Source organism: Iodobacter fluviatilis (assembly GCF_004194535.1).
In the GTDB taxonomy this organism is placed as follows: Bacteria; Pseudomonadota; Gammaproteobacteria; order Burkholderiales; family Chitinibacteraceae; genus Iodobacter; species Iodobacter fluviatilis_A.
This window is the reverse complement of the sequence record NZ_CP025781.1, coordinates 2,893,792-2,918,062: the sequence shown is the minus strand read 5'-3', so window position 1 is coordinate 2,918,062 and position 24,271 is coordinate 2,893,792. Positions and strand designations below refer to the sequence as shown.

23 protein-coding genes and 1 pseudogene are annotated in these 24,271 nt (G+C 47.4%); 10 read left to right on the top strand and 14 right to left on the bottom strand.

The genetic code is table 11. The annotated features are described in order from the left end of the window. Window positions 1-116 precede the first annotated feature (116 nt). Complete coding sequence (locus C1H71_RS12925; protein ID WP_130106908.1) at window positions 117-629, top strand: GNAT family N-acetyltransferase; 513 nt, start codon at window positions 117-119, stop codon at window positions 627-629. On the opposite strand, the gene C1H71_RS12920 is transcribed toward C1H71_RS12925, so the two are convergent. The 3 genes from C1H71_RS12920 to C1H71_RS12910 all read right to left on the bottom strand — a co-directional run bounded on the left by C1H71_RS12920 (window position 626) and on the right by C1H71_RS12910 (window position 4,787). Beyond that, on the bottom strand, window positions 626-3,217 hold the full coding sequence (locus C1H71_RS12920; protein ID WP_130106907.1) for an EAL domain-containing protein: 2,592 nt from the start codon (window positions 3,215-3,217) through the stop codon (window positions 626-628). The genes C1H71_RS12925 and C1H71_RS12920 overlap by 4 nt on opposite strands. Window positions 3,218-3,797: 580 nt before the next feature. Continuing rightward, window positions 3,798-4,034: a ChaN family lipoprotein gene (locus C1H71_RS12915; RefSeq protein ID WP_130106906.1), complete on the bottom strand. Its 237-nt coding sequence runs from the start codon at window positions 4,032-4,034 to the stop codon at window positions 3,798-3,800. Window positions 4,035-4,145: 111 nt separating this feature from the next. Further along, window positions 4,146-4,787: an NAD(P)-dependent oxidoreductase gene (locus C1H71_RS12910; protein WP_130106905.1), complete on the bottom strand. Its 642-nt coding sequence runs from the start codon at window positions 4,785-4,787 to the stop codon at window positions 4,146-4,148. A gap of 940 nt (window positions 4,788-5,727) precedes the next feature. On the opposite strand from C1H71_RS12910, the gene C1H71_RS12905 reads away from it, so the two are divergent. The 5 genes from C1H71_RS12905 (at window position 5,728) to C1H71_RS12885 (ending at window position 10,321) form a co-directional block, all read left to right on the top strand. Beyond that, window positions 5,728-5,994: a hypothetical protein gene (locus C1H71_RS12905; protein WP_130106904.1), complete on the top strand. Its 267-nt coding sequence runs from the start codon at window positions 5,728-5,730 to the stop codon at window positions 5,992-5,994. A gap of 447 nt (window positions 5,995-6,441) precedes the next feature. After that, a complete protein-coding gene (locus tag C1H71_RS12900; RefSeq protein ID WP_130106903.1) occupies window positions 6,442-7,488 on the top strand; it encodes a hemin-degrading factor in 1,047 nt (348 codons plus the stop codon). 4 nt (window positions 7,489-7,492) lie between these two features. Then, on the top strand, window positions 7,493-8,302 hold the full coding sequence (locus C1H71_RS12895; protein ID WP_130106902.1) for a heme/hemin ABC transporter substrate-binding protein: 810 nt from the start codon (window positions 7,493-7,495) through the stop codon (window positions 8,300-8,302). Window positions 8,303-8,501: 199 nt separating this feature from the next. Then, entirely contained in the window at window positions 8,502-9,527 is a 1,026-nt protein-coding gene (locus C1H71_RS12890; protein ID WP_130106901.1) for a FecCD family ABC transporter permease, read from the top strand. Window positions 9,528-9,529: 2 nt separating this feature from the next. Further along, a complete protein-coding gene (locus C1H71_RS12885; RefSeq protein WP_130106900.1) occupies window positions 9,530-10,321 on the top strand; it encodes a heme ABC transporter ATP-binding protein in 792 nt (263 codons plus the stop codon). Window positions 10,322-10,459: 138 nt separating this feature from the next. On the opposite strand, the gene C1H71_RS12880 is transcribed toward C1H71_RS12885, so the two are convergent. Next, window positions 10,460-10,912, bottom strand: a complete 453-nt coding sequence (locus C1H71_RS12880) for a rhodanese-like domain-containing protein (RefSeq protein WP_130106899.1) — start codon at window positions 10,910-10,912, stop codon at window positions 10,460-10,462. A gap of 577 nt (window positions 10,913-11,489) precedes the next feature. On the opposite strand from C1H71_RS12880, the gene groES reads away from it, so the two are divergent. Both groES and groL read left to right on the top strand, forming a co-directional pair. After that, window positions 11,490-11,780, top strand: a complete 291-nt coding sequence (gene groES, locus C1H71_RS12875; protein WP_130106898.1) for a co-chaperone GroES — start codon at window positions 11,490-11,492, stop codon at window positions 11,778-11,780. Between the two features lie 59 nt (window positions 11,781-11,839). Next, entirely contained in the window at window positions 11,840-13,483 is a 1,644-nt protein-coding gene (gene groL, locus C1H71_RS12870; protein ID WP_130106897.1) for a chaperonin GroEL, read from the top strand. A 54-nt stretch (window positions 13,484-13,537) separates the two neighbouring features. Here groL and C1H71_RS12865 read toward each other — a convergent pair whose 3' ends face one another. Continuing rightward, the gene (locus C1H71_RS12865; RefSeq protein ID WP_130106896.1) at window positions 13,538-14,026 is read right to left on the bottom strand and encodes an acyl-CoA thioesterase; all 489 of its coding nucleotides are present in this window, start codon (window positions 14,024-14,026) and stop codon (window positions 13,538-13,540) included. An 811-nt stretch (window positions 14,027-14,837) separates the two neighbouring features. On the opposite strand from C1H71_RS12865, the gene C1H71_RS12860 reads away from it, so the two are divergent. Continuing rightward, on the top strand, window positions 14,838-15,032 hold the full coding sequence (locus C1H71_RS12860) for a hypothetical protein (protein ID WP_130106895.1): 195 nt from the start codon (window positions 14,838-14,840) through the stop codon (window positions 15,030-15,032). A 939-nt stretch (window positions 15,033-15,971) separates the two neighbouring features. Then, entirely contained in the window at window positions 15,972-16,310 is a 339-nt protein-coding gene (locus C1H71_RS12855; protein ID WP_130106894.1) for a DOPA 4,5-dioxygenase family protein, read from the top strand. 173 nt (window positions 16,311-16,483) lie between these two features. On the opposite strand, the gene C1H71_RS12850 is transcribed toward C1H71_RS12855, so the two are convergent. The 9 genes and pseudogenes from C1H71_RS12850 to C1H71_RS12810 form a co-directional block, all read right to left on the bottom strand. Next, window positions 16,484-16,675: a hypothetical protein gene (locus tag C1H71_RS12850; protein ID WP_130106893.1), complete on the bottom strand. Its 192-nt coding sequence runs from the start codon at window positions 16,673-16,675 to the stop codon at window positions 16,484-16,486. 116 nt (window positions 16,676-16,791) lie between these two features. Further along, the gene (locus C1H71_RS12845; RefSeq protein ID WP_130106892.1) at window positions 16,792-17,583 is read right to left on the bottom strand and encodes a transporter substrate-binding domain-containing protein; all 792 of its coding nucleotides are present in this window, start codon (window positions 17,581-17,583) and stop codon (window positions 16,792-16,794) included. A gap of 461 nt (window positions 17,584-18,044) precedes the next feature. Continuing rightward, window positions 18,045-18,512, bottom strand: a complete 468-nt coding sequence (locus tag C1H71_RS12840) for a hypothetical protein (protein WP_130106891.1) — start codon at window positions 18,510-18,512, stop codon at window positions 18,045-18,047. 125 nt (window positions 18,513-18,637) lie between these two features. After that, window positions 18,638-19,606, bottom strand: coding sequence for a lipoyl synthase (gene lipA, locus C1H71_RS12835; RefSeq protein ID WP_130106890.1), 969 nt, complete (start codon window positions 19,604-19,606; stop codon window positions 18,638-18,640). A 28-nt stretch (window positions 19,607-19,634) separates the two neighbouring features. Beyond that, window positions 19,635-20,267, bottom strand: a complete 633-nt coding sequence (gene lipB, locus C1H71_RS12830) for a lipoyl(octanoyl) transferase LipB (RefSeq protein ID WP_188053254.1) — start codon at window positions 20,265-20,267, stop codon at window positions 19,635-19,637. Further along, complete coding sequence (locus C1H71_RS12825; protein ID WP_130106889.1) at window positions 20,268-20,555, bottom strand: YbeD family protein; 288 nt, start codon at window positions 20,553-20,555, stop codon at window positions 20,268-20,270. After that, a pseudogene (locus tag C1H71_RS12820) lies at window positions 20,556-21,433 on the bottom strand (D-amino acid aminotransferase). Window positions 21,434-21,766: 333 nt separating this feature from the next. Next, the gene (locus C1H71_RS12815) at window positions 21,767-22,909 is read right to left on the bottom strand and encodes a D-alanyl-D-alanine carboxypeptidase family protein (protein WP_130106888.1); all 1,143 of its coding nucleotides are present in this window, start codon (window positions 22,907-22,909) and stop codon (window positions 21,767-21,769) included. A 194-nt stretch (window positions 22,910-23,103) separates the two neighbouring features. Next, window positions 23,104-23,931, bottom strand: a complete 828-nt coding sequence (locus C1H71_RS12810) for a PhzF family phenazine biosynthesis protein (protein ID WP_130106887.1) — start codon at window positions 23,929-23,931, stop codon at window positions 23,104-23,106. Window positions 23,932-24,271: the final 340 nt, after the last annotated feature.

The following is a 24,271-nucleotide window of genomic DNA, read 5'->3' as shown; positions in this document are numbered from 1 at the left end:
ACACAACCGTCATCCCCGAGCGTTTTTATCGGGGATCCAGCCGCACAGCTGGATTCCCGCCAAAGACAAGCGGGAATGACGATGTTTCATGGCTAAAAATAAACCAAGGGCTAAGCATGAGAACACTCAATACGGCGGCATTAATATTAGAGCCGCAAACGGCCGACCATGCAGAGGCGATGTTTGTCGTTTTGAGTGATTCAGCCATTTATGAATTTGCAAATGCGCCACTGGCGTCTATCGATGGTTTGCACGCCCGCTTTAGTAAATTAGAAGCGAGAGCTTCCCCTGATGGCTCGGAGCAATGGCTAAATTGGGTGATTAGGCTAGCAGCCTCCCAGCAATTAGCGGGCTATGTGCAGGCGACTATCAGCGATCAACACGCTCTACTTGCTTATGAATTATCCAGCAAGCACTGGGGTAAAGGCATTGCACAAGAAGCGGTCAGTGCCGTATTACAAGAATTAGCTCAGCACTATGGTATCAAGCAATATTTTGCGATTTTAAAACGGTGCAATGTGCGCTCTAAAAAGCTGCTCGACAAATTGGGCTTTGTGCAAGCATCCGCGACTGAATTGCTCGTACTCAAGCCCGATGCCGACGAAGACGCCATATTCCGCAGCGCTTAGGAAAGTGGCTCGGATTTACCCGAGCCACACCATACCGCAGGCCAATCTTCTAATGGTATTGGGCGGCCAAAGTAATAGCCCTGAGCGCGCTGGCAGCCCAGCTCCAGTAGCCTTTGGGCCTGCTCTGCCGTTTCTACCCCTTCCGCCACCAGCGGCACATCAAAACCACCTGCTAGGCGAATAATCGCCGAGACAATGGCCTCGCTTTTATGATTATCTAAAAAGCGGCTCACAAAAGATTGATCGATTTTCAAGCAATCAAAAGCAAATTGATGCAAATAAGACATAGACGAATAACCGGTGCCAAAGTCATCAATAGCAATTTCCACCCCTAAGCTTCTGATTCGGCCAATCAGCTTAGCAATTACATTACTATCTTCAATCAAAATAGATTCAGTAATCTCTAACGTTAAATTATGCGGTGGTAAGTCAAAATCTTGTAATGTTTCCTCTAATACTTGATAGAAATCAGATTGAATTAACTGCCGGACCGATACATTGACATGTACATCAAAATCACTAGCCCAACCATTTTTTAGGCGCTCGGCAATTTGCCTACATGATTCACGCAGCACCCAATGCCCAATAGGTAGAATTAAACCCGATTCCTCTGCCAATGGAATAAACAACCCAGGAGAAACCAAACCACGCTGGCCACTTTGCCAGCGCACCAAAGCCTCTGCACCAATTACTTTACCATCACTTAGCCTCACAACGGGCTGAAAATAAACTCTAAATTCATCTTTCTCAATAGCAGCATTAAGTTCTGAAATTAAATGAATTTTTTGTGTAGATTGCTCAACCATATCAATCTGAAATATTTCATATGAACTAGCACCTTTATCCTTAGCTTTATTTAAAGCCATGCTGGCGTTTCTTAAATTTTCGATCAAATCAAGATGGTTAAAATTCGCAGAAACCACGCCAAGACTAGCACTAATCAAAACCTCATCGTATTGCAAATGAAAAGATTGAGTAAAGCTATCTAATATTCTTTGAATTAATTCAGTTAAACAGGGCTTATCAACGTCAACATCCATACAAATAACAAACTCGGTATCTGCAACACGTGCAAATAACACCGGCTCTGGCAAATATTGCTTAAGGTTATTTACAATGGCGCAAAGCAGCTCTTCACCTTGATCGTAGCCAATACTGTCATGGATGCTTCTGTAATTATCTAAGCCTATAAGCAGCAGTGCACCCCACTTTCTTGCAGGATTTTTTTTAACTAACTCTGACATTTCCTCACGAAGACCTTCACGGCTAAGCAACCCAGTGACTTGGTCATGACGAATACGATAATTAAGTTGCTCAAAAGAGCAAGCTAAAGCGCTCGACATTTCATCAAACGCATTTGCAAGTAAAGTTGTTTCTTTTAATTGCAGGCCACCTGCAATAGTAGGCTGCCACTCTTGCTTCGCTAATAACCTAGCCGTTTGCGCGGCGAGTAGAATAGGCTTGGTAATACTGGCTAATATCCTCCAGGCAGCCAATGCTGCAATTAATCCAATGCAAAGAACAATGGCCAAATTCACCATGATATCTTTCTTTAAATCACCTAATAGATCACGCTCTGGAATAAGAATAACAATTCTCCAATCCAAACCATTACCATCCGCCAATTTAAAAACTCTGCCGTATATTTTTTCTTTACCGAGGTTAAATTCAATATCTTTTATTTTTTTATCTTCAAGGAATTTTGCACTCATTCTTATCATTTCATTAGAGCTATCCTTAACCTTGAGTAAAGTAGCATTATCGTGCGTTGAAAGCTCATTTATTGTCATGTGTGGCAATGGCTTTTCAACACTGGAGTGAGATATAAATTCATTTTTATGATCAACGATATAAATAGCACCACTACCTAAATTAGGGCTAGATTTCAAATATTGATTAAAATTACTTAATTTAATATCACTTGCCACTACACCAACCATATTTTTATCATGATTAAAAAGTGGGCTACTAAATGAAATAGTGATACCTTGCACGGGGTCATAATCTTGATATGCTGAAGTCCACATAGGTTTTTTACTGCGGCTAACAGGTGCATACCAAGGTCTAGTCCTTGGATCATAAGGATTAACTTGGTGCAAAATTGAATCAGTCGACTTTAAACCAGTATAAAAATTTAAACTGCCATTCGTTCTACTATCTTTAAGCAGTAATGAAAATTTATTAGTTAATTTTTCACGGCCAACCGCAATATACTCACCATTAATAGATCCAAATGAAATCAAACTTAGGTGTTTTTGATCGGGAAATATTTTGGATAAAATATGCACAAATGGGGCTTCAAACTGTGATAAATCTTTGTCTGCGTTTGAATATTGCTCAGCCAGTAGCACCGTGGCCATTCGATTTGCTAAAGCAGGAGCACGAAGAAAAATATCTAAATCACTACGCACAGTGGCAACTTCAGCAGAAATGACTTTATTGCTCAAATTTTTGAGCATTTGTCCTTGGTTGCTCATCTGCAAAGTAATAATTGTGCCAAGCGTTAGCACCAGCATAACCATAAAGGTAACTGTAACTGCAAACTGCAGTGAAATGCGCCCACGCAGCGCAAGTTTTTCTAGTTTCAAAGCACGCCTCAACGATTCGTTTCACTACACCCGCTCATCACATATTAGTACGCAAGAGTTGTTTAGCATAAGCACCGCTAATCTTCCCACGATAGAGCAAAATTTCAATCCGCTCTATGCACCTAAGCTTACAAAAAAGGGAGCACTTGCCTTTTTTACACAATTATTGTAAGTATTTATTATTTATGAGTACTAAATATAATAACAGTCTATCTGCCAGCTCAGCATATTACTAAATTCTAATACATATTAGCAACCTACATATTTTTTTGATTAAAATAAACAATATATTAGCTATAGATTGCCGATAGATAAAATACAAATAGTGCTTGAATGTTAACTTGAGATCTTCATTACTGCTTACTTTTTTCGCCTATTTTTCAAGCTAAATTTGGCTAATTCTGATGGTGATTTTATTTGATAAATAATGGTCTTTCCAGGCAAAGTAGTATAACGCAACGCTTATCTATTCATGTAAACGACATTAACGATAGAATAAAAAAATGCCAAGCTCTTTCTCAAAAAAGGCTTGGCACTTATATTTTATTTTGATGAAAAATAGAAATGTAAAAATTACAACTTATAAAGAAAAACAAGGATCTGCCCGCTGCGCTGGCACAATCAAGTTTTCCTGATCAAATGCTCCGTTATAACTTACCTCTACAAAGCCCACCGATAAAGTATTAGGCAGCCAAAGTGGTAATCCAAGATCGCGGCGAATATGACCATTACCTGCTAGCAACACCACACCGTGTGTTTGATAAGGCTTCATCACCTTTGCCATCGCCGTATCTCGAGCGATTTGTGCCAAAGCCATGCCAGGTGATGCCCCTCCGTTTTACTGTAAAGCTAATCACTATTTTGATCATACAAGGGCGTAATCACCTTCGCATGCAACGGTTTTATATCGCTCAGCAAAGGCTACTTGCTAATGAGCAGGCCCCAAAATAGTCCACGCCTTATACAGGCGCTCATCCTGGTCCAAGATGGCCAGCATCGCATCTGCCACGTCGGCACGCGGCAGATAATTGCCAGCATCATCGCGCTGCGCTTGTACACGGTACTGCCCCGTGCCCTCTTGATGGCTCAGCCCAGCAGGCCGTGCAATCATCCATGGCAAAGCACTTTGCTTTAAATATTGCTCGGCCTCATTTTTAGCCCGAATGGCTTCCCCTAGCATGCGCTTGGTGGGTTCTGCCAACCCATCCCATTGCTCGCCACAACCTAAAGAGGTGCCTAATAACACGCGGGTAGAAGGCATACTGGCCTCTAGCGCTTGGATCACATTCAAGTTGCCTAACGCGTCTATGCGCCGACCTGCAGCATTTTTGCCGCCCAATACACTGATGACGCGCCGAGGCTGCGCCTGCCTCAGTGCAGCGATGCAATCATCCAAACTAAAGGCATCACCTTGGATTAAAGTTACGCCCAGCTCACTTAAAGCACTGCGATCACTTTCTGCCCTCACCATGGCGGCAACCTTTTCCCCACGCTTCACGCTGGCCTTGGCAAGACAAAGACCTAGCCCTCGGCTGGCACCAAAAATCAATAAATCATATGAATCGGCCACGTTTTGACTCCCTTATCGAGGGTCTGTTGACGTTTCATTCGCCATTGCGCTGAGCCGGAAAACGGCTAGGCACAAGGCATGTGACGAAGGCAATAACTGGTTATTGTCAAGGAGCATAACGCAGTGAATGGCCATTTTCCGGCTCAGCCCTTCGTGTTTAGCCCCCAAAATGGGCCAAACGCAGCCGTGAATGAAACGTCAACAGACCCTAGGTATTTTCAATTAAAAATAACAATCATCAGCATTTAAAAATTATCATACTTTTACCGCGCTGCACCACAAATAATGCAAAAATTCTTTAAAGCCAATCGCTGCTCGACCGATAGATTAGCGCTACCCTCCTCCCCTAAAAACACTTTAAACATCACCCCGCCATCAGGATGGGTACACAAAACCGAGGCCATAGCGCGGCCCATAACTGGGCGCTCTATGCGCAGCAATGGCTCCGCAATAATTCACTCATCAGTACCCATATAGGCCACTTTTCTTTGAGTTAAATCAACCAGCACACGTGCCATGCCAAGCCCCAATAATTTTTTTTATTGATCATTGTAATATCAAGCAAGCCCTAATCAATGCTTATCATAATTTAAATATTTTTTCACAAAATCATAATAAAAAATGATTAAAATCAATATCTATCTTTAATAAAAAATACAAAATTATTAATTAATTAAATTTAATCGCTCAATTAAGTCTCTATAAATTATCAAGCAATTGATTTTTAGAGCATTTTTTAATAATCATTTAATACATGACAGTTTATTTACAAACCAAGAAAGTATTTTCATAGGATCGGCAAAGACAAAAAAACATTGATAATGAGAATGACTATTGATACGATAATGTACAGCAGAGATCAGCCCTGCTTCAAAAGAGTAAGCCTATTCTGTAAGTAAACTCTGGCCCCAGCCCGCCCCCGCATTTATCAGGAATCAGTATGCAACGCAGCCGCCACGCCCTTGCGCTTACTCTTTTAGTCGCTACATTTCAGAGCGCATTTGCCACCGATACCACTTCAGCGCCTGCCGCAACACGCACCTCCGTGGTAATTACCGCCACCCGCGCTGATACAAACCCAGATGATCTGCCGCCATCGGTGAACAGCATCGACCATGCTGAGCTAGATCGTGAACTTATCGGCAATTACCGCAATTTAGCTAGGACAAGGCTAAGCGTGATGGCCACTTTGGTTTATCCAGCGTGAATGTGCGCGGCTTTAGCAGGCAACCGTGTACTGATGATGGTGGGTGGCATACGCCTGCCAGATACTTTTGGCACTTACATATACAGCGGCCGCGATCAGGTCGATTTTGCCCACTCAGCGCAATTGAAATTGCACGCGAGCCCTCTTCTACCCTCTATAGGTCTGATGCCTTGGGTGGTGTAGGTGGCCTACGAAACACGTCCCCAGCAGCAATCATGACGACACCGACAATGGCGTTTTTAAACGAGCAGCGGTCACAACTTCAAAAACTCCAAACATTGAAATTCGGAGTTAAAAAGAGTACGGATAAAGACTATTTCTAAGGGTTTTCTCCATAAAACTCAGAGCTCTCTTTCCCCTTCGTGGTTCAAGACTTTGGTTTTATCCCCTACAAGATCATCCATGATTTTCTCAACGGCCCTGCTTTAGGGCGACAAGGACCACACCATGCACGCACTATCATCCCAAGAACGCGCTGCCGTTCTTAAAGCAAATTACGATGCCCTGATGGCCGCCGAGCCTAAGCTGCGAGCCAGAGAACGGGCCACTCGCCTACAAGTATCCGAAGCCGAACTCGTTGCCGCGCAATGTGGCGTTGAAGCAAAAGCTTTAAATGGCACGCCACAAGACATATTCCTTGAGCTAGCCAGCCTTGGCGAAGTAATGGTGCTAAGCCGTAATGATTGGTGTGTGCATGAGCGCCATGGCCGCTATGAGGAAATCCACGCTAAAGGCCCAGTGGGCATGGTGCTGGGTAAAGATATCGATCTACGCATGTTTTTTTCCCACTGGAAACACGCCTTTGCCGTGACTGAAAATAGCCGACTAAGCGTGCAGTTTTTTGACGCCGAAGGCACCGCCATTCACAAGGTGTATATCACCGAAAAAAGTGACTCCGCCGCTTATGACGCGCTGGTACAAAAGCTGGCAGCAGAACAAATCCCTGCGATTCAAATCGAAGCTTATCCAGCAGACAGCACACCAACCCACTGCGAAGATCCGGCTGCTTTACGCAGCCACTGGCTGTCTTTAACCGATACGCATAGCTTTTTCCCTATGCTCAAACAACATAAAGTAACCCGCCTTGGTGCGCTCAAAGCAGCAGGTACAGATCTGGCGCAAGTTGTAGCCATTGATGCTGTAGAAACAATGCTACTGGGTGCCGCAGAGCTGCAAGTGCCCATTATGTGTTTTGTTAGCAACCGTGGCATGGTGCAAATCCACTCTGGCCCAATACAAAAACTGCTGCGCACCGGCCCTTGGTTCAATATTCTTGACCCGATGTTTAATCTGCATCTAGATACCAGTGCCATCAGCGAATGCTGGGTGGTCAGAAAGCTAACCAGCGATGGCTGGGTTACCTCGCTTGAGGTTTACACCACCACAGGCGAGTTGATGGTGCAGTTCTTTGGTGAAAGAAGGCCTGGCGTTCCAGAATTACCAGAATGGTGCAAGCTGCTGAGCAATCTGTGTGCCACTCCACTGGCAGGCTAATCTCATGAAACAATGGCTTGCCTCCACCCTACTACTGGCGCTGATCGGCCCTGCGCTGGCCGCCCCACCTAAAAAAATTGTCACGCTGGGCGGATCGCTCACCGAGATTGTTTATGCGCTGAATGAAGAACAACGCTTAGTGGCCGTTGATCAATCCAGCAGCTACCCGCCAGCCGCAGCTAAGCTGCCCAAGGTGGGCTACTACCGTGCTTTTTCGGTAGAAGGCGTATTAGCACAGAAGCCAGACTTAGTACTGGCCTCTGATCAAGCGGGCCCACCGGAAGCGCTGGCTAAACTGCAACGCAGCGGTGTGCCCGTTATCGTGCTACCCAGCGCGCCTAATTTAGCCGCGCTAGAAAAACGCATAGCGGGGATTGCCAGTGCCTTGCAAGAAGTAGAAAAAGGCAAGGTCATCAATACTCGGCTTAAACGTGAGGTGGTGCAGGCCCCAGCAAGCAACACCCGCGCTCTGCTCTTGATCAGCCGCAGCGGTAGCCCAGAAGGCGCAGGCAGTGACACCACCGCCGATGCCATTTTGAAGCTAGCAGGATTAAACAATGTGCTGACCAAACAGCAGGGCTACAAACCGCTGGCCATGGAAAGCATTGTGGCACTACAGCCCGATGTGATTGTGCTATCGAGTATGTCGATTCAAAACCTCGGCGGCATAGAAAAAGTCCTCGCCATGCCCGGCCTTGCCCAGACGCCCGCAGCCAAAAACAAGAAAATCATCGTGATGGATGACTTACTGCTACTGGGCTTTGGCATACGCCTACCAGAAGCTTTGCAGCAGTTAAAACAGGCAGCGAAGTAAGCAACGGTTGCTGATAGGTAAGTGAGCTAAAGCTTGCACTATAAAGCGCGGAAGAGCACAGAGTCCGCAGAGTAAATATTCGATTTTCTCTGTGAAACGCTGTGCTCTCTGTGTGCTACGTAGTTCAAGGCTTAGATTGAACCAATACTTTATCAGCACATATGGGCCAGCCCCCGCCCAACACACTCTTGGACTATTTATGACCGCAATCACCCATCCACACAGCAGCGTGCCTCAAATATCTAAGGGCTTATTGTGGCTGCTGGCAGGCTTGCTGCTGCTCTTGATGATGATTTCAGCCAGCAACGGCGCGGTAGCGATTCCATTTAAGGTGTTGCCGCAGCTATTATTTAGCGCCCAGACTTTTGAAACCGGCACTGAGCTGCAACTTTGGCACAGCGTATTGCTCGATCTGCGTTTGCCCCGCGTGCTATTTGCTGCGCTAGCGGGGGCGATTCTGGCATTGACGGGTGCGGCCATGCAGGCTTTATTTCGTAATCCACTGGCAGAACCCGGCTTACTCGGTGTTTCCTCAGGCGCTTCTTTAGGTGCGGTTTGCGCTATTTTATTTGGTAGCGGCAGCTTTATGGTGCTTGCCCCTGCCGCCTTTATCGGGAGCTTAATCGCCACAGCGTTAGCCTATCATCTGGGCAAGCGTTATCCGGGCATGGCAGGGCTCTTGCTAGCAGGCATCGCCATCAACGCCATTTGCGGCAGCCTGATTGGGTTGATGACTTATATGGCCAATGATGTGCAGTTAAAAAGCTTAACCTTCTGGAATATGGGCAGCTTAGCGGGTGCAAGCTGGCCGCTGCTAAGTATACTCGGCCCGCTAATGCTGATTATTTCAGCGATGGTACTGCGCCATTGGCGAGCCATGAATGCCCTGCTATTGGGTGAGCGCGAAGCGCAGCATTTAGGTTTCCCTATCAAAGCCGTGCGCCGCAAATTGGTACTGCTGACGGCGCTATTAATTGGCCCGCTGGTTGCCGCCACTGGTGGCATCGGCTTTGTCGGGCTTGTGGTGCCACATCTGGTCAGAATGATGACAGGTGCAGACCACCGCCGCTTACTCCCCGCCGCCATGCTGGGGGGAGCCATCGCGCTGGTCGCCGCAGATTGCCTTGCTAGACTCGTGGCCCAGCCCGCAGAGCTGCCGATTGGCATTGTCACCAGTCTGATTGGTGGGCCTTTCTTTCTTTGGCTTTTGATGGTGCGCAGGTAATCATGTCCAGCTTATTAAATACCCACAATCTATCTTTTAAACGCGGCAGCCAGCTCACTCTGAACGCTATTTCTTTAGAATTACGCCGAGGTGAAATCACCGCGATTCTGGGGGCAAATGGCGCAGGAAAATCCACGCTATTGTCCCTGCTGGCAGGGGAAATTACCCCCTCCCAAGGCGAGATCAGCTTACAGGGCGAAAGCATCCTGAGCATGCCCGCAGCCAAGCTTGCCCGCCAGCGCGCCATGCTGCCGCAAAACCCTAATCTAGCGTTTGATCTGGGAGTGGAAGAAGTGATCGCGATGGGGGCCTACCCCTTTGCCGAGCTGTCGCCGCAACAAGTAGCCAACTTAAGCAAACGTGTTTTGCAGCTGGCCGATATCAGCCACTTGGCTAAACGCCGCTATCCACAGCTATCCGGTGGCGAGCAGCAGCGCGTGCAGTTTTCCCGTGTCTTGCTGCAAATCCTAGCCAACCCAGATCAGCCACGCTACCTGCTACTGGACGAGCCCACCGCCAGCCTTGATCCACGCCACCAGCACGATCTACTAGCCGTAGTCAGCCGCCTCGCCCGTGAAGAAAATATTGCGGTGGCGGTGGTATTACACGATGTAAACCTTGCCGCTCGCTGGTGCAGCCACCTGCTATTGCTTAAAAACGGCAGCCAAGTTGCTTACGGCACGCCGCAGCACGTACTCACCCCTGAGCGGCTCGCCACCACCTACGGCATCGCCTCCACCGTCATCCCCCACCCACGGGATGCGGAACGGTGTTTAGTGTTGTTTGAAGGGTAAATCTTAGGGTGGGCAACGTGCCCACCACCGCCGCAAAAACACCTAAATAGCCACCATGGCTGCGTGGGCATCAAATTAAAGCTTCGCGCCAAGGCCTACACATCCATTAACAACCAATAAATAGGCTTGAACCCAACCTTATCCTTGAGTCCAGAGCAAACCCGCAGCTTTCCAACCGTTGACTTGGCCACGTTGGCCTGCAGTGTTTTTATCCCCCTCAAAGCCTTCCAAGATATTAAATGCTTGGCGATAACCATTTGCAAAAGCCAATGCCGCCGCATCGTGTGATCTAGCCCCAGTTCGGCACAAGAACATCACTACCGCATCCGGATCAACCGCCCCCTGCAAGCTAGTCAAAAAGTTGGGGTTGGTTTCCATTTTAGGGTAGGTTTTCCATTCGATCATTTCTGATTCAGGCACAACCCCTACAAACTGCCACTCTGCGTGAGTGCGCACATCCACCAGCTTTACGTTTGGCAACTCCGCCAATAAAACCACAGCCTCGGCCGGAGTCAGCGCACCTCTATAAGCCAAATTAGATGCTTCAGCCCTAGCGTAAGCGTGTTGCAAAATAGTGGTAGCGTGGCTCATGTAATCCTTCCTTTTTAAAATATGTGCCGAATTGAGCGGCTTATCGGGCTGAAGCCCCCAAAGATAGCGGTTTATTCAACCTCCCAAAAGGCTATTCGATATTTTACCTCGAAGCCACCTTGCTAGCAGCCTGTCGGACTTAAGCGATCGTAACAAGGGAAAGACCGGTTTGAGACTGATTTCGCGGGTTTTTGAGGCGAATAGCTGGCTATTCAACGAGAAAATGCGTGAAATATGGCCAAATCCGGCTTTTCCGTAGTAGATCAGTCTTAAGTCCGACAGGCTGCTAGGTCTTAGCCCTGTTTACATTTAATACACAGCTGCAAATCAAATATAAACAACAGCTAAATCCACTATTAGATATCCATACTTGATATCTAATAACTAAACACCACGCAAACTGCGGAGCCTTTAATGCGCTAAGGGTACACACCCGCCAATTTACTTTAAATATATCCTCATTCCCCACTTGAAAAGCCCTTGTTACGCCCACACTATTTAGCACTCGTTAGCCTTGAGTGCTAACAGCGTTCTGTAGTTAATTGAATGCCACTTTTTTATCTGGAGAGTGAACACCATGAAAATTCGTCCTTTGCATGACCGTGTAGTAATCAAACGCGTTGAAGCTGAAGAAAAAACTGCATCTGGCATCGTGTTGCCAGGTAACGCTGCTGAAAAGCCGGATATGGGCGAAGTAGTTGCCGTCGGTAACGGTAAGATTTTAGAAAACGGCTCAATACGCCCAATGGCTGTTAAAGCGGGCGACAAGGTTATTTTTGGTAAGTACAGCGGCCAAACCGTGAAAGTAGATGGCGACGAACTGCTAGTAATGCGTGAAGAAGACATCATGGGCGTGATCGAAGGTTAATCACGGCTTACAAGCCACCTAATTTTAGCCCTTACCTAAATATTACGGAGTTAAACAACATGGCAGCAAAAGAAGTTAAATTTGGCGATTCAGCACGCGCACGCATGGTAGCCGGTGTAAACATCCTGGCCGATGCAGTTAAAGTAACGCTGGGCCCTAAGGGCCGTAACGTGGTGCTGGAACGCAGCTACGGCGCGCCTACCATCACCAAAGACGGTGTATCGGTCGCTAAAGAAATCGAATTAAAAGACCGCTTCGAAAACATGGGCGCGCAAATGGTGAAGGAAGTTGCATCTAAGACTTCTGATATCGCTGGTGACGGTACAACCACGGCTACCGTATTGGCTCAAGCCATCGTGCAAGAAGGCATGAAATACGTAGCTGCTGGCATGAACCCAATGGATTTGAAGCGCGGTATCGACAAGGCCGTAATTGCCTTGGTTGCTGAGCTGAAAAACATTGCTAAGCCTTGCTCTACCACCAAAGAAATCGCTCAAGTTGGCTCTATCTCTGCTAACAGCGACGAAATCATCGGCGAAAAAATCGCTGCTGCGATGGAAAAAGTAGGTAAAGAAGGCGTAATTACCGTTGAAGACGGTACTGGCCTTGAAGATGAGTTGGATGTGGTTGAAGGTATGCAGTTTGACCGCGGCTACCTCTCCCCTTACTTCATCAACAACCCAGAAAAACAAATTGCCCTGCTGGACAATCCGTTTGTACTGCTTTTCGACAAGAAAATCAGCAACATCCGTGACCTGCTGCCGGTACTAGAACAAGTGGCTAAGGCTGGCCGTCCATTGTTGATTATTGCTGAAGATGTAGACGGCGAAGCGCTGGCTACCTTGGTAGTGAACAACATTCGCGGCATTCTGAAGACTGTAGCGGTTAAGGCTCCAGGCTTTGGCGATCGTCGTAAAGCCATGCTAGAAGACATCGCTACACTGACTGGCGGTACTGTGATCGCTGAAGAAGTTGGCCTGACTCTAGAAAAAGCCACACTGGCTGAACTGGGCTCTGCTAAGCGTATCGAAGTATCTAAAGAAAACACCATCATCATCGATGGCGCGGGTAATGAAGAAGGCATCAAAACACGCGTTGGCCTGATCCGTAAGCAAATCGAAGATGCAACGAGCGATTACGATCGTGAAAAACTGCAAGAACGCGTAGCTAAATTAGCTGGCGGTGTTGCAGTGATTAAGGTTGGTGCAGCCACTGAAGTTGAAATGAAAGAGAAGAAAGCCCGCGTTGAAGACGCACTGCACGCAACACGCGCAGCTGTGGAAGAAGGCATTGTGGCCGGTGGTGGTGTAGCTCTGCTACGCGCACGCTCTTCCATCGTGGATCTGAAAGGCGCTAACGTTGATCAAGATGCAGGTATCAAGATCGTACTGAAAGCCATTGAAGCACCATTGCGTCAGATCGTACAAAACGCGGGTGACGAGCCTAGCGTTGTGGTTTCTAAAGTATTGGAAGGCAAAGGTAACTTCGGTTACAACGCCGGTACTGGCGTTTACGGCGACATGGTAGAAATGGGCGTTCTTGACCCAGCTAAAGTAACCCGCTCGGCACTGCAACACGCAGCATCGATCGCTGGCCTGATGCTGACCACCGACTGCATGATTGCTGAATTGCCAAAAGAAGAAGGCGCAGGCGGCATGCCAGATATGGGCGGCATGGGTGGTATGGGCGGCATGGGCATGTAATGCCAGCTGTTTAAGCCTCAAGAAAAACGCCACTTCTTTGGAAGTGGCGTTTTTTTATGCCGCAGCTATTTTTTTAAACACCATTTTCTCTGCCAACATCAGCCGAATATCCCGCCTAGCCTCGGCGGCTACCCAACGCGCTTCAGCATCATCATCGGCGGGAGTAAGCGGCGGCACCACCACAGATTTACCATCATCCCCCATCGCCACCATAGTGAAATAACAACTATTGGTGTGCCGTTCAGTCTGGGTACGGATGTTCTCTGCCACCACCCGGATACCCACTTCCATTGAAGTACGGCCAGTGTAATTAACGCTAGCCAGAAAATGCACCAGCTCGCCCACAAACACCGGCTGCTTAAACGTCACCTGATCCACAGAAAGCGTCACCGCATAAGCCCCCGCATAGCGACTGGCACAGGCATAAGCCACCTGATCAAGCTCTTTCAGCAAAGCCCCACCATGCACCTTGCCAGAGAAATTAGCCATATCTGGCGTCATCAACACCGTCATCATCATTTGGTGCCGAGGCAGATCTAACATATCGCACTTCCTTAATAAGATTTATTACAGCATAGCGCGAGGGCGGGGAATCTCAAATACTGAGCAAGCCTGATGGGGAAGTACGAGGGCTGATGATTGAGGGAGTTGATGATTATTTGAGCGAGTGCAACTTAGATTGCAAATATGATAATGCGGGCATGGCTACTTTTAATAGAGGTTGTAAATCTTTCTGTGTAAATGCCAATGAAATTAATGGTACCCGTTTAGTCAGTTCTCTCTTTTTAAGCTAAGCCTGCTAAGCCCAATACGCATCAATTTCCATATCGCTTTTTAAATCATTTACTCAAACTCATTAAGTTATTTTTTCCACAACTCATTGAATAGGGCTTCAATCCCCTTAAAGCACGCCGAAGCGAGGAATAAGCGGATCGGGGTTTCGGAAAAGGGGTAGCGAGCGAGCAGCCTTTTTCGCCGAGCCGATTATCCGCAGTGAGGGGCTTTCGTACTGGTCGGGGCGGCTTTCTTTGCTTACTTTCTTGGCCGTTCAAGAAAGTGAGTCCCCGCGGGGATGCCGCACCAAAATTAACGTGCCGAAGGCACAGAAAAAAAACAACTATGCAGCATTGCAATAATGAAATCGTAAGTAAAAACAAGAATATTAGTTAATAAACTACCTACACTATAACTACGCAAACTTACACTAAACTTTTTTATGAAAATGTACAATATATAGCTCAGATCTATCTAGTAGCCTGCACTTCCGGTAAAAAACCGAAATTGGTTTTGTCATACACAAAGATTAAGTCGATACCTACTTGGGTTATTGCCTATTTTACGTGAGGAAATTCCAATGACTATTGTTACTGTATTCGATTTTGAGTTGCCAGATATTTGCGCAGGTGACTACTTGCTGGCAAAAGGAAAAGCCACAAAAGAATATGTTTCAGCCCATTATGGGCGTGTTATCGAAGGAACCGGGATAGACGTAGATTCAGCATTGTTGCACGATGGCGGGAGATATTCCGCCACGCTGAGCCAGCAATAATGATTGACAAAACGGGGGGCAGGTATTGCAATCCCGCAAATAGTTTCCTTAGATTATTGTAAATAACTGGGGTCAGAGTAAAGTTAAATCTGCTTACGTCAGCTATGAGCCCTTGCAGCCATGTAGGCCATGGTTAGGTTTATCAACCCGCCCTGAAATATCTCCACCAAACAAGCACTCGATTACTGCCCAGCTTGCCATGCCTGAACGCGGGTTACGCCTGCGGCTAAGCCGCCCTACTGCACTAAACTCGTAAGTCGTAATGAACTCCTAGCAGCCTGTCGGACTTCAGACTGATCTACTACGGAAAAGCCGGATTTGGCCATATTTCACGCATTTTCTCGTTGAATAGCCAGCTATTCGCCTCAAAAACCCGCGAAATCTGTCTCAAACCGGTCTTTCCCTCGCTACGATCGCTTAAGTCCGACAGGCTGCTAGGCCGTAATAAGTCTGAGCGTTTTTGCAGACAAATTACGCTGTAGAGAGCAAAGCGGTAATCCGCTTACTTTTTATGCCTACGGCACATCGATTTTGGAGCGGTTGCCACCGCGGGGGCCTTCCTTTCTTGCTTCGCCAAGAAACGAAGCCAAAGAAGGCGACCTTGGCCAGCACGACCCCCCTCACTGCGGACAATCGAGGCGGCGGCTGCGGGACTCGCTTCGCTCAAACATCCTCGCCGAAACCCCGCCCGCTTGTTCCTTGCTTCGGCGTGCTTCAAGGGGACACTAAAGCCCCGTGCAAAGAGCGCGTTTATTGCATTCCCAACTGTTTGCTAATAAAAAAACCTAGATTTCAGTTTTAAACTATTAACTCAGATATAGCCGAAGAAAAACCATACGGCTTACAACCTTACACCAAACATAAAATATGCCATTTAACTGTATAAATACCGCATAATTCGCCGCCTTGAATCGATAAGCCATACTTACGGATTTTTATATGTCTGTTATCTATCACGCCCACGTTTATTTTTTACCCGAGCAAATCATCGCCGCAGAAAAGCTGCACGCCCGGCTTCGAGCTGCATTAAGTGCTGATTGCTGGATGGGGGAATTAATTCATCGCGAAGTTGGCCCGCATACTCAGGCGATGTTTGAAATCAATTTTGATGAAAGCTTACTAAGCGAAGTCCGCGCCCTGCTTGAAGCGCAGCGTGGTGAACTATCCATATTGATCCACCCAGAGTTAAGCGACGATATAGAAGCTCACACCAATGGTGCCAACTGGCTGGGCAAAGAATTAGCTTTGAAAATCTATACCCTTTCACGAGGAGAGTAATCGTGGCCTATCTCTGTTTTCTTACCCTGTCGATTCTCTGTCCGTGACGAGCAAGTTACGCTCGCTATCCGTAAGCCTTTTCAAGTTGAAACGACGATTGAAGCGATAAGAAACGCAAACGAGTTAGGCGCCCCAGAAAGACTGATTTTTACATTGCCAAAAATCGCATTAACTCAATGAAACATGATGAGCTCTTTGGATTTTTTTCCACCAGCAATAAACACTTGGTGCAAACAACCTACCGCCGCCACTCCCGTAAACGCAAGCAGCTCATCGGAAATCACCAGCGTAGATGCTGATTCACCGAAATCGCCATAATAAAAGGCCCTTTTTTCTGAGCATTGAGCGGCTTTGCCACCAGTCAATTTGCCGCCCAGATAAGGATCATTGCACTATGCCCACAGTTCTCCTCGCGCTCTAGCAGCCTGTCGGACTTAAGACTGATCTACTACGGAAAAGCCGGACAGGCTGCTAGGGTCTATTAACCAAAAATTTTAAAAGTACGCGGAAGTGGAGTGGCTGTTTTTGGCCCAAACCATTGATTAAAAATACGCTCAGCCTCGCCGATTTTTTCCATTTCAATCAGTGTTTCATTAATCACACCCAGCAACCGTTTTTCACCTAACTTAACCGCGATCGTATAAATTTCAGTCGCATTTGCGTAAGTCGATACTTCAAACTGAGTACGATTAGACATCTTGCTTAATAAACCGGCTAAAACAGGCTCAGCATCCACCACCGCATCAATTTTCCCATCAGTTAAAGAACTGATCGCTTCAGGGCTATCCTCAAAAACAATGACTGTCGCATTAGGGTATTGTTTACGCACAAATTCTACGTATGGTGTGCCGCGTGTCACGCCAATCTTGGCATTAACCAAAGACTCTGCCGAAGGAAACTTACCTTTCTTTGATAATACTTTCACCGCAGCAACAAAATATCCATTGCTACAACTTACTTCACGCTCACGTTCAGCCGTTTTTACTAAAGTAGCAACCAAGATATCAACCTTCCCCGATTTAACGGCAGCAATGCGGTCATTCGGATCCAAATCCTGGACTAACAGTTTTACACCCAACTTCTTCGCTATCGCACCCGCAAAATCCACATCGTAACCAGACACCGTTTGGTTTTTATTTCTTTGCCCAAAAGGAGGGATATCTGCGCGCACGCCAGCAACCAAAGTCCCTCGTGCTTTAATCGTATCGAGCAAATCAGCATGAGACATCAGGCTGGTCAGCGCAAACAACATAACAAGCAAAAATTTATTCATGTTTTAAATCCTATGTGTGTCTATGTAACGCAGAGTCCAGCCAACATCACGCTGGTAGATAAACCGTCATTAATTTATATGCAATGATGTTACACAGTGCTTATCTTTTTAGTGCCTTAAGCACATTTGATTTTGGTGCGGCCCCCCGCAAGGTGCTTGCATTCTTGAACAACCAAGAAAACAAGCAAACCCCGAGCCACTGACGTAAGCACTTCACTATCCGTGGCGAGCAAGTTTCGTTCACTACTAGCAGCCTTGGTCGCCGAGGCGAGTATCCGTGAGAAAGCGGTTTCGTGCGGGGCGGGACAGCCTGCTTTATCTCCTTTCTTTGCCGCTCAAGAAAGGGCCGTCTTCACTGAAATACCACACCTAAATCAACGCATCTAAGGCGCTAAAAAGCATTATTTTTGATTCTTCTTAGCGCACATAAGGCTTTCACAGCCTCACACAAAGTACCACCATCAAAACCAAGCCCCGCCATGTGCGCCCAGCACACCACCCAATGTAGCAATCAGCCCCAAGGCCAGCAAAATATAGTGCAAGCGTTGCAATAGTCGCAAAGTACCCTGTGGATCTTGCTGGGCACGCCGATGTAGCCAACGGTGAATGACAAATGGCTCCAGCACAAACAGCATCAGGGTAAAGACAGCCCAAGTAAGGATCATCGCCCACAACCACCAACTATCTTGCAAGCGGCTCCAACTATCCGTCAGCCACAGCATCGCCACACCAGACAGCATGGCCAGCTGTGTCATCAGCTTGGCTTGATTGCCAAAACGATGCTCAAGCAGCTCAAAGGTGGCGTAATCCTGCTGATGGCGGCGCAATGCAGGCAGCAGCACCAGCGTGACAAAAGCCACACCCCCTATCCAGAGCAATACAGAGACCACATGCACGGCGCGAAGTATTGCGTAGCTATTAAGTGTCATGATCTTTGCCAGAACCAAAAAGCTGATTTTACGCGGCTTTGCAGATGCAAGCGTTGAGTCAAATTAATCTAAGGGCCAAAAAAAACGCCACCTGCACTGGGTGACGTTTTTAAAGCTGGCGAGGATTAAACCCCTGCACCATGCGCTTGTTCATCTGCATGGTAGCTCGATCGCACCATTGCGCCCACAGCGGCGTGTTTAAAGCCCAGCTCGTAAGCGAGTTTTTCAAACACTTTAAACTGATCTGGGTGCACATAGCGCAGCACCGGCAAGTGACCAGTAGCGGTAGGTTGCAGGTATTGACCGATGGTGATCATGTCTACATCGTGGGCACGCAGATCGTGCATCACTTGGATGACTTCTTCATCGGTTTCGCCTAGGCCCACCATAATGCCGGATTTGGTCCGCACGTTAGGGTACATGGCTTTGAAACGCTTTAATAAATCTAAGGAATGCTGGTAATCCGAGCCAGGGCGTGCTTGTTTATACAGGCGGGGAGCGGTTTCCAGATTGTGGTTCAACACATCCGGCAGCGCCTGCTTGAATAGATCCAGCGCAATATCCAAACGGCCACGGAAATCCGGTACCAATACTTCAACCTGAGTACTAGGCGATTGCAGGCGCGATTGAGTAATGCAATCCACAAAATGCTGTGCACCGCCATCCCTTAAATCATCGCGGTCAACCGAGGTAATCACCACGTATTTAAGCTTAAGCGCGGCGATGGTTTCGCCCAAATGCAGCGGCTCTTGCGCATCGAGCGGATTAGGGCGGCCATGACCCACATCGCAAAACGGGCAGCGACGGGTGCAGATATCGCCCATGATCATAAAGGTGGCGGTGCCTTTACCAAAGCACTCGCCAATATTAGGACAGGCGGCTTCTTCGCACACCGTGTGCAGCTTTTGGCTACGCAGAATTTGCTTGATTTCACCAAAGCGGCCATTTAAAGAGGGCGCTTGTACGCGAATCCAATCGGGCTTTTTGATGCGCTGATCAAGCTGCACAATCTTAATGGGTATGCGGGCCGTTTTGGCTTCGCCCTTGAGCTTAACGCCCACTTCTTTCGATGGCTGTTTAGTGTCTTGAGTCATGGAGGATCGCTAGCTGAGCAGGATAACCCTACTCTGTTAAGGGTTTGATTTGTTGCGTGATTTTTTCGGCAAGTTTACCGGCAATTGCCGCTGATGTCGCATCGGCCACAAAATCGGCCAATTGAGTCACCCTCATACCGGCATAGCCACAGGGATTAATCCAATCAAATGGCGTTAAATCCATATTCACATTCAGTGCTAAACCGTGAAAGCAGCAACCATTGCGAATCCGTAATCCTAGCGAGGCAATTTTTGCTTCGCCTAACTCCGGATGAACATACACGCCAGGCGCATCGACCTTGCCATAAGCAATAATGCCGTAATCAGCAAGGGTATCGATGACGCTTTGCTCGAGTTTTCTGACCAGCTCACGCACGCCAATGCCTAGGCGGCGCACATCCAGCAGCACGTAGGCCACCACTTGGCCAGGGCCGTGGTAAGTAACCTGACCGCCCCGATCAATCTGCACCACGGGGATATCCGTTGCGGCAAGCAGATGCTCGGGCTTGCCCGCTTGGCCTTGGGTATAAACCGGTGGATGCTCCACCAGCCAGATTTCATCGCTGGTTTCAGCAGTTCTGCTATCAGTAAAAGCCTGCATGGCCCGCCAAGTTGGCTCGTACTCCACCATGCCCAGCTGCTTCACAATGAGTTCAGGCACTCACATCACCATCTTCACGAGCGGATGCGCACGCAGAGCGGTATCTAGCGCATTCACTTCGTCTGCAGATTGGTAAGTGGCCGATAACGTAACTGAAATAAAACTGCCACCGCTGCTGGTGCGCACCGAAATCCATTCTTCTTTAAACGCAGTGATATGTAATACCGCCAGCTCTTTCACAGCGGCATGAAATTCTTCGTGCGGTACGTCTTTGTGGCTGATCGCTTTCATCGGCAACTCGGCCGGAAACTCAACTAGATCGGCAAGATTGGGGGCTTCCTGACTCATTTACTTATCCTTACCGAGGCGCATTGCCTCATTTTTAAACACTTGAAAATAATCGTACATCATTTGGTAAAGCGGCCCTGGCAAGCCATTTGCAACGGGCTTGCCATCTAAAGACACCACAGCCAACACTTCTTTAGAAGAGGAAGTCAGCCATATTTCATCGGCATCCAGCACTTCTTGCTGAAGGATGGCGCGCACTTCAAGCGGCATATTATGCTGCTTAGCTAACTCAATCACCAAATCATAAGTAATCCCCGTAAGCATTAGATTGCTTGGGGCGGGGCTAGTAATACGCCCTCTTTCACTATTAAGATGTTGCTGGAGGCGCCCTCTTGCAAGTAGCCGCCTCGAAAAAGAATGGTTTCAGCCACGCCTGCATCCACTGCCTGCTGCTTTAATAATACATTCGCCAGCAGTGAAATCGCCTTGATATTGCATTGCAGCCAGCGAATATCAGTAGCAGACACCGCAGCCACACCCTTTGTTACCGCCTCTTTACTTGGTGGCAATAATTCGTCGGCAAACATAAATACTGTTGGCTCGGTTGCAACTGGAAAAGCATGATTACGCGGAAAAGCAGGCCCACGGGTGACTTGCACATACACACTTTGATCGCTAAAAGGCTGCTCTTGAATCAAAGCATGAATAAAGCTCAACCATTCTGCCTCGCCATAAGGGTTGGGCATATTAATCGCCGCCAAACTTACTGCCAAGCGGCATAGATGTTCGGTCAGCCTTAGAGGGTAACGATTGTAGATAGGGATTGCTTCATAGACGCCATCACCAAACAAAAATCCGCGATCTAAAACAGAAATCTGCAAATCGGCCAACGGCGCAAAGCGGCCATTTAGAAAACCAACAAGGGGAGGGAAATCCATAAAGTATCTCCAAAAAAAACTTCAAAAAGTTCTGTAAACACAGAGGACACAAAGAACACAGAAGACGGGGGAAAGCCTTTTTAAGGATGTGATTTGAAATAAATCCCTAAGGGGCATATCAACACAGCCATCCCCGAGTGTTTTTATCGGGGATCCAGCAGCGTAGCTGGATTCCCGCCAAAGGCATGCGGGAATGACGAGTTTCGGCACGCTGGAAATGAATACGGATCGAGTACTGGCTCGTATATATCGCCCTACTCCCTACTCACCTGCTCGGTTCACCTCAGTACGCTCTGTGTTCTCACCGTTCTCTGTGCCTACAAATCTTTTAAATCAACCAAAAATAGATTTAAACCACATACGGATCGAATCCCATGCGCGGCCAAAGATATTGGCTTCAGGTACTTCTTCCAAGGCCACTACCGGCAATTCAACTAGCTGCTTACCGTTTAAACTTACCGCCAATTTACCCACATTTTGGCCGATTTTAATCGGGGCAATCAAAGGCTGGGTGCTGGTAAAGGCCATTTTCAGATTTTTAGCATCACCGCGCGGCACGGTGATAAAGCGGTCTGCTAAAAAGCCCACATTTACTTTATCTAACTGACCTTTCCAAACCGCCACATTAGAAACAGCCTGCTTGGCAGCATATAAACGCGGGGTTTCTTGGAACTGAATACCCCAGTTAAGTAATTTGCTAGATTCGCTAGCACGCACTTCATCGCTAGCTGCACCTACCACAACCGAGATCAAACGACGACCATCACGCTTAGTAGAGGCCACCAAGTTGTACCCTGCGCTGGCGGTATGGCCCGTCTTCATCCCATCTACAAAAGGATCGCGATACAGCAGCAAATTGCGGTTAGGCTGCTTGATATTGTTGTAGGCGAATTCCTTCATTGAGTAGATAGGGTAAAACTCAGGAAAGTCATGGATTATAGCCGCGGCAAGCTTAGCCAAATCGGCTACGGTCATATAGTGATCAGGATCAGGCAAGCCGGTGCTGTTTTTAAAATTAGTGCCAGTCATGCCAAGGCGCTTGGCTTCACGCGTCATCAACTGAGCAAAAACTTCTTCGCTACCGGCAATGGCTTCGGCCAAGGTAACGCAAGCATCGTTACCGCTCTGAACAATCATGCCCTTAATCAAATCATCTACAGAGGCAGGCTTTTTAGGATCAAGGAACATGCGCGAACCTTCGGTGCGCCAGCCTTTATCCGAAACGGTGAGCTGCTGATCAAGCTTTAACTTACCTTCTTTCACAAATTTAAAAGTGAGATAAGCCGTCATCAGCTTAGTTAAAGAAGCAGGCTCAACACGCGAATCTGGATCACGCCCGGCAAGTTGAATGCCGCTTTGATAATCAGTGAGTAAATAAGCCTTAGCAGCAATATCCGGCACCGGCGGTACAAAAGCCTGAGCAGAAGTTGCGATTAAGAGGGAAAAAATAATAGGTACAGAAAGACGGGAGATCATGGCGGGCGATTTCTATCGAGGCTTAGAAAAATAAGATTATAAAGGCAAGCAGCGGCTGATAACTGCCTACCTTGCAGATTATGCTTTGATCTTTCAGGTAATAATTTGCCAATCTTTGTACTGGCCATTGCGTAAGCATGGAATTCCCGTATTTCATGGCTACATGTAAGTAAGCCTAACGGTGTAAAAGTTGGCTAAAGATCAAACTCTCCTCGCCCGATATTCACAACCCGCCCACCGACCTCTACTTGACGATCCACCGTAATACTCAAACGTAAATGCGCTAATCGGCCCACTTTATGCCCTTGTATCATGGTTGCCGCAAAAGGCAGCTGCACGCCTTGCTTAAGTAAATAAGCCCCCAAATTAGCGCAGGCGGAGCCAGTACCGTTGTCTTCCATGACCTGCCCGTGCTTCGTCCAAAAATAACGGGCGACAATTTCGCCATTTTGCCAAGCCCAAACCAAGGTGCCATCACGATTGCGGCCTTGCAGCACCACATCCCTAAAAAACTGTGCTGCAGGCTGGCATGCCATAACATCATCAACCGTTTTTAAAGGCACGATCAGCTGCTCGGTGCCGCTATCTACAAATTGAGCCGGTTCGCTAAAGGCACTCAAGGGCAAACCCAGTGCTTGTGATAAATCTGATGCAAGTGGGCCAGCACGGTGTGTGGCCGGATTCGCCGTTAAGGTCGCGATATCCCCATTAAAACGTAGCGGAATAATCCCCGCTTTTAATTCTAAAGAAACCTCAGTACGCCCATCCCTAATCACCACTGCCGTACCTAAACTAGGGTGGCCAGCAAAAGCCATTTCATTGGTTGGGGTAAAGATTTTAACTTTGGCACTGGCCACTTGAGATGGGAAAACAAAGGTGGTTTCGGATAAATTAAGCTGAGTCGCCAACAATTGCATTGTGGCCTCATCCAGCCCCGTAGCATTGGTAAACACAGCAAGCTGATTACCTGCAAAAAAATCCTCAGCAAAGACATTGACTAAACAGTATGAATAAGTAGGCATAGTTCACTCTATAGTTTACAAATAACTTGCATGATTGAATGGCTAGCAGCCTGTCGGGCTTAAGCGATCGTAGCGAGGGAAAGACCGGTTTGAGACAGATTTCGCGGGTTTTTGAGGCGAATAGCTGGCTATTCAACGAGAAAATGCGTGAAATATAGCCAAATCCGGCTTTTCCGTAGTAGATCAGTCTTAAGTCCGACAGGCTGCTAGCATGCTGCATTTATTAAATAAGCAACAGCTACAGATCGGATATAAATCGGCGTAGCAGTAACGGTAAAATGGCCTTGATCCCATCGCCCACAAAACAATTGCCAACGGCTTTATCAGACATAAGGGCGAA

Bases quoted from the DNA above. Each gene is read 5' to 3' on its own strand.
- groL (WP_130106897.1), top strand. From the start codon at position 11,840: ATGGCAGCAAAAGAAGTTAAATTTGGCGATTCAGCACGCGCACGCATG.
- C1H71_RS12825 (WP_130106889.1), bottom strand. From the start codon at position 20,555: ATGAGTCAGGAAGCCCCCAATCTTGCCGATCTAGTTGAGTTTCCGGCC.
- C1H71_RS12925 (WP_130106908.1), top strand. From the start codon at position 117: ATGAGAACACTCAATACGGCGGCATTAATATTAGAGCCGCAAACGGCC.
- C1H71_RS12810 (WP_130106887.1), bottom strand. From the start codon at position 23,931: ATGCCTACTTATTCATACTGTTTAGTCAATGTCTTTGCTGAGGATTTT.
- lipA (WP_130106890.1), bottom strand. From the start codon at position 19,606: ATGACTCAAGACACTAAACAGCCATCGAAAGAAGTGGGCGTTAAGCTC.
- C1H71_RS12865 (WP_130106896.1), bottom strand. From the start codon at position 14,026: ATGTTAGATCTGCCTCGGCACCAAATGATGATGACGGTGTTGATGACG.
- C1H71_RS12895 (WP_130106902.1), top strand. From the start codon at position 7,493: ATGAAACAATGGCTTGCCTCCACCCTACTACTGGCGCTGATCGGCCCT.
- C1H71_RS12890 (WP_130106901.1), top strand. From the start codon at position 8,502: ATGACCGCAATCACCCATCCACACAGCAGCGTGCCTCAAATATCTAAG.
- C1H71_RS12880 (WP_130106899.1), bottom strand. From the start codon at position 10,912: ATGAGCCACGCTACCACTATTTTGCAACACGCTTACGCTAGGGCTGAA.
- C1H71_RS12815 (WP_130106888.1), bottom strand. From the start codon at position 22,909: ATGATCTCCCGTCTTTCTGTACCTATTATTTTTTCCCTCTTAATCGCA.
- C1H71_RS12900 (WP_130106903.1), top strand. From the start codon at position 6,442: ATGCACGCACTATCATCCCAAGAACGCGCTGCCGTTCTTAAAGCAAAT.
- C1H71_RS12840 (WP_130106891.1), bottom strand. From the start codon at position 18,512: ATGACACTTAATAGCTACGCAATACTTCGCGCCGTGCATGTGGTCTCT.
- C1H71_RS12905 (WP_130106904.1), top strand. From the start codon at position 5,728: ATGCAACGCAGCCGCCACGCCCTTGCGCTTACTCTTTTAGTCGCTACA.
- groES (WP_130106898.1), top strand. From the start codon at position 11,490: ATGAAAATTCGTCCTTTGCATGACCGTGTAGTAATCAAACGCGTTGAA.
- C1H71_RS12885 (WP_130106900.1), top strand. From the start codon at position 9,530: ATGTCCAGCTTATTAAATACCCACAATCTATCTTTTAAACGCGGCAGC.
- C1H71_RS12860 (WP_130106895.1), top strand. From the start codon at position 14,838: ATGACTATTGTTACTGTATTCGATTTTGAGTTGCCAGATATTTGCGCA.
- C1H71_RS12915 (WP_130106906.1), bottom strand. From the start codon at position 4,034: ATGGCTTTGGCACAAATCGCTCGAGATACGGCGATGGCAAAGGTGATG.
- C1H71_RS12845 (WP_130106892.1), bottom strand. From the start codon at position 17,583: ATGAATAAATTTTTGCTTGTTATGTTGTTTGCGCTGACCAGCCTGATG.
- C1H71_RS12855 (WP_130106894.1), top strand. From the start codon at position 15,972: ATGTCTGTTATCTATCACGCCCACGTTTATTTTTTACCCGAGCAAATC.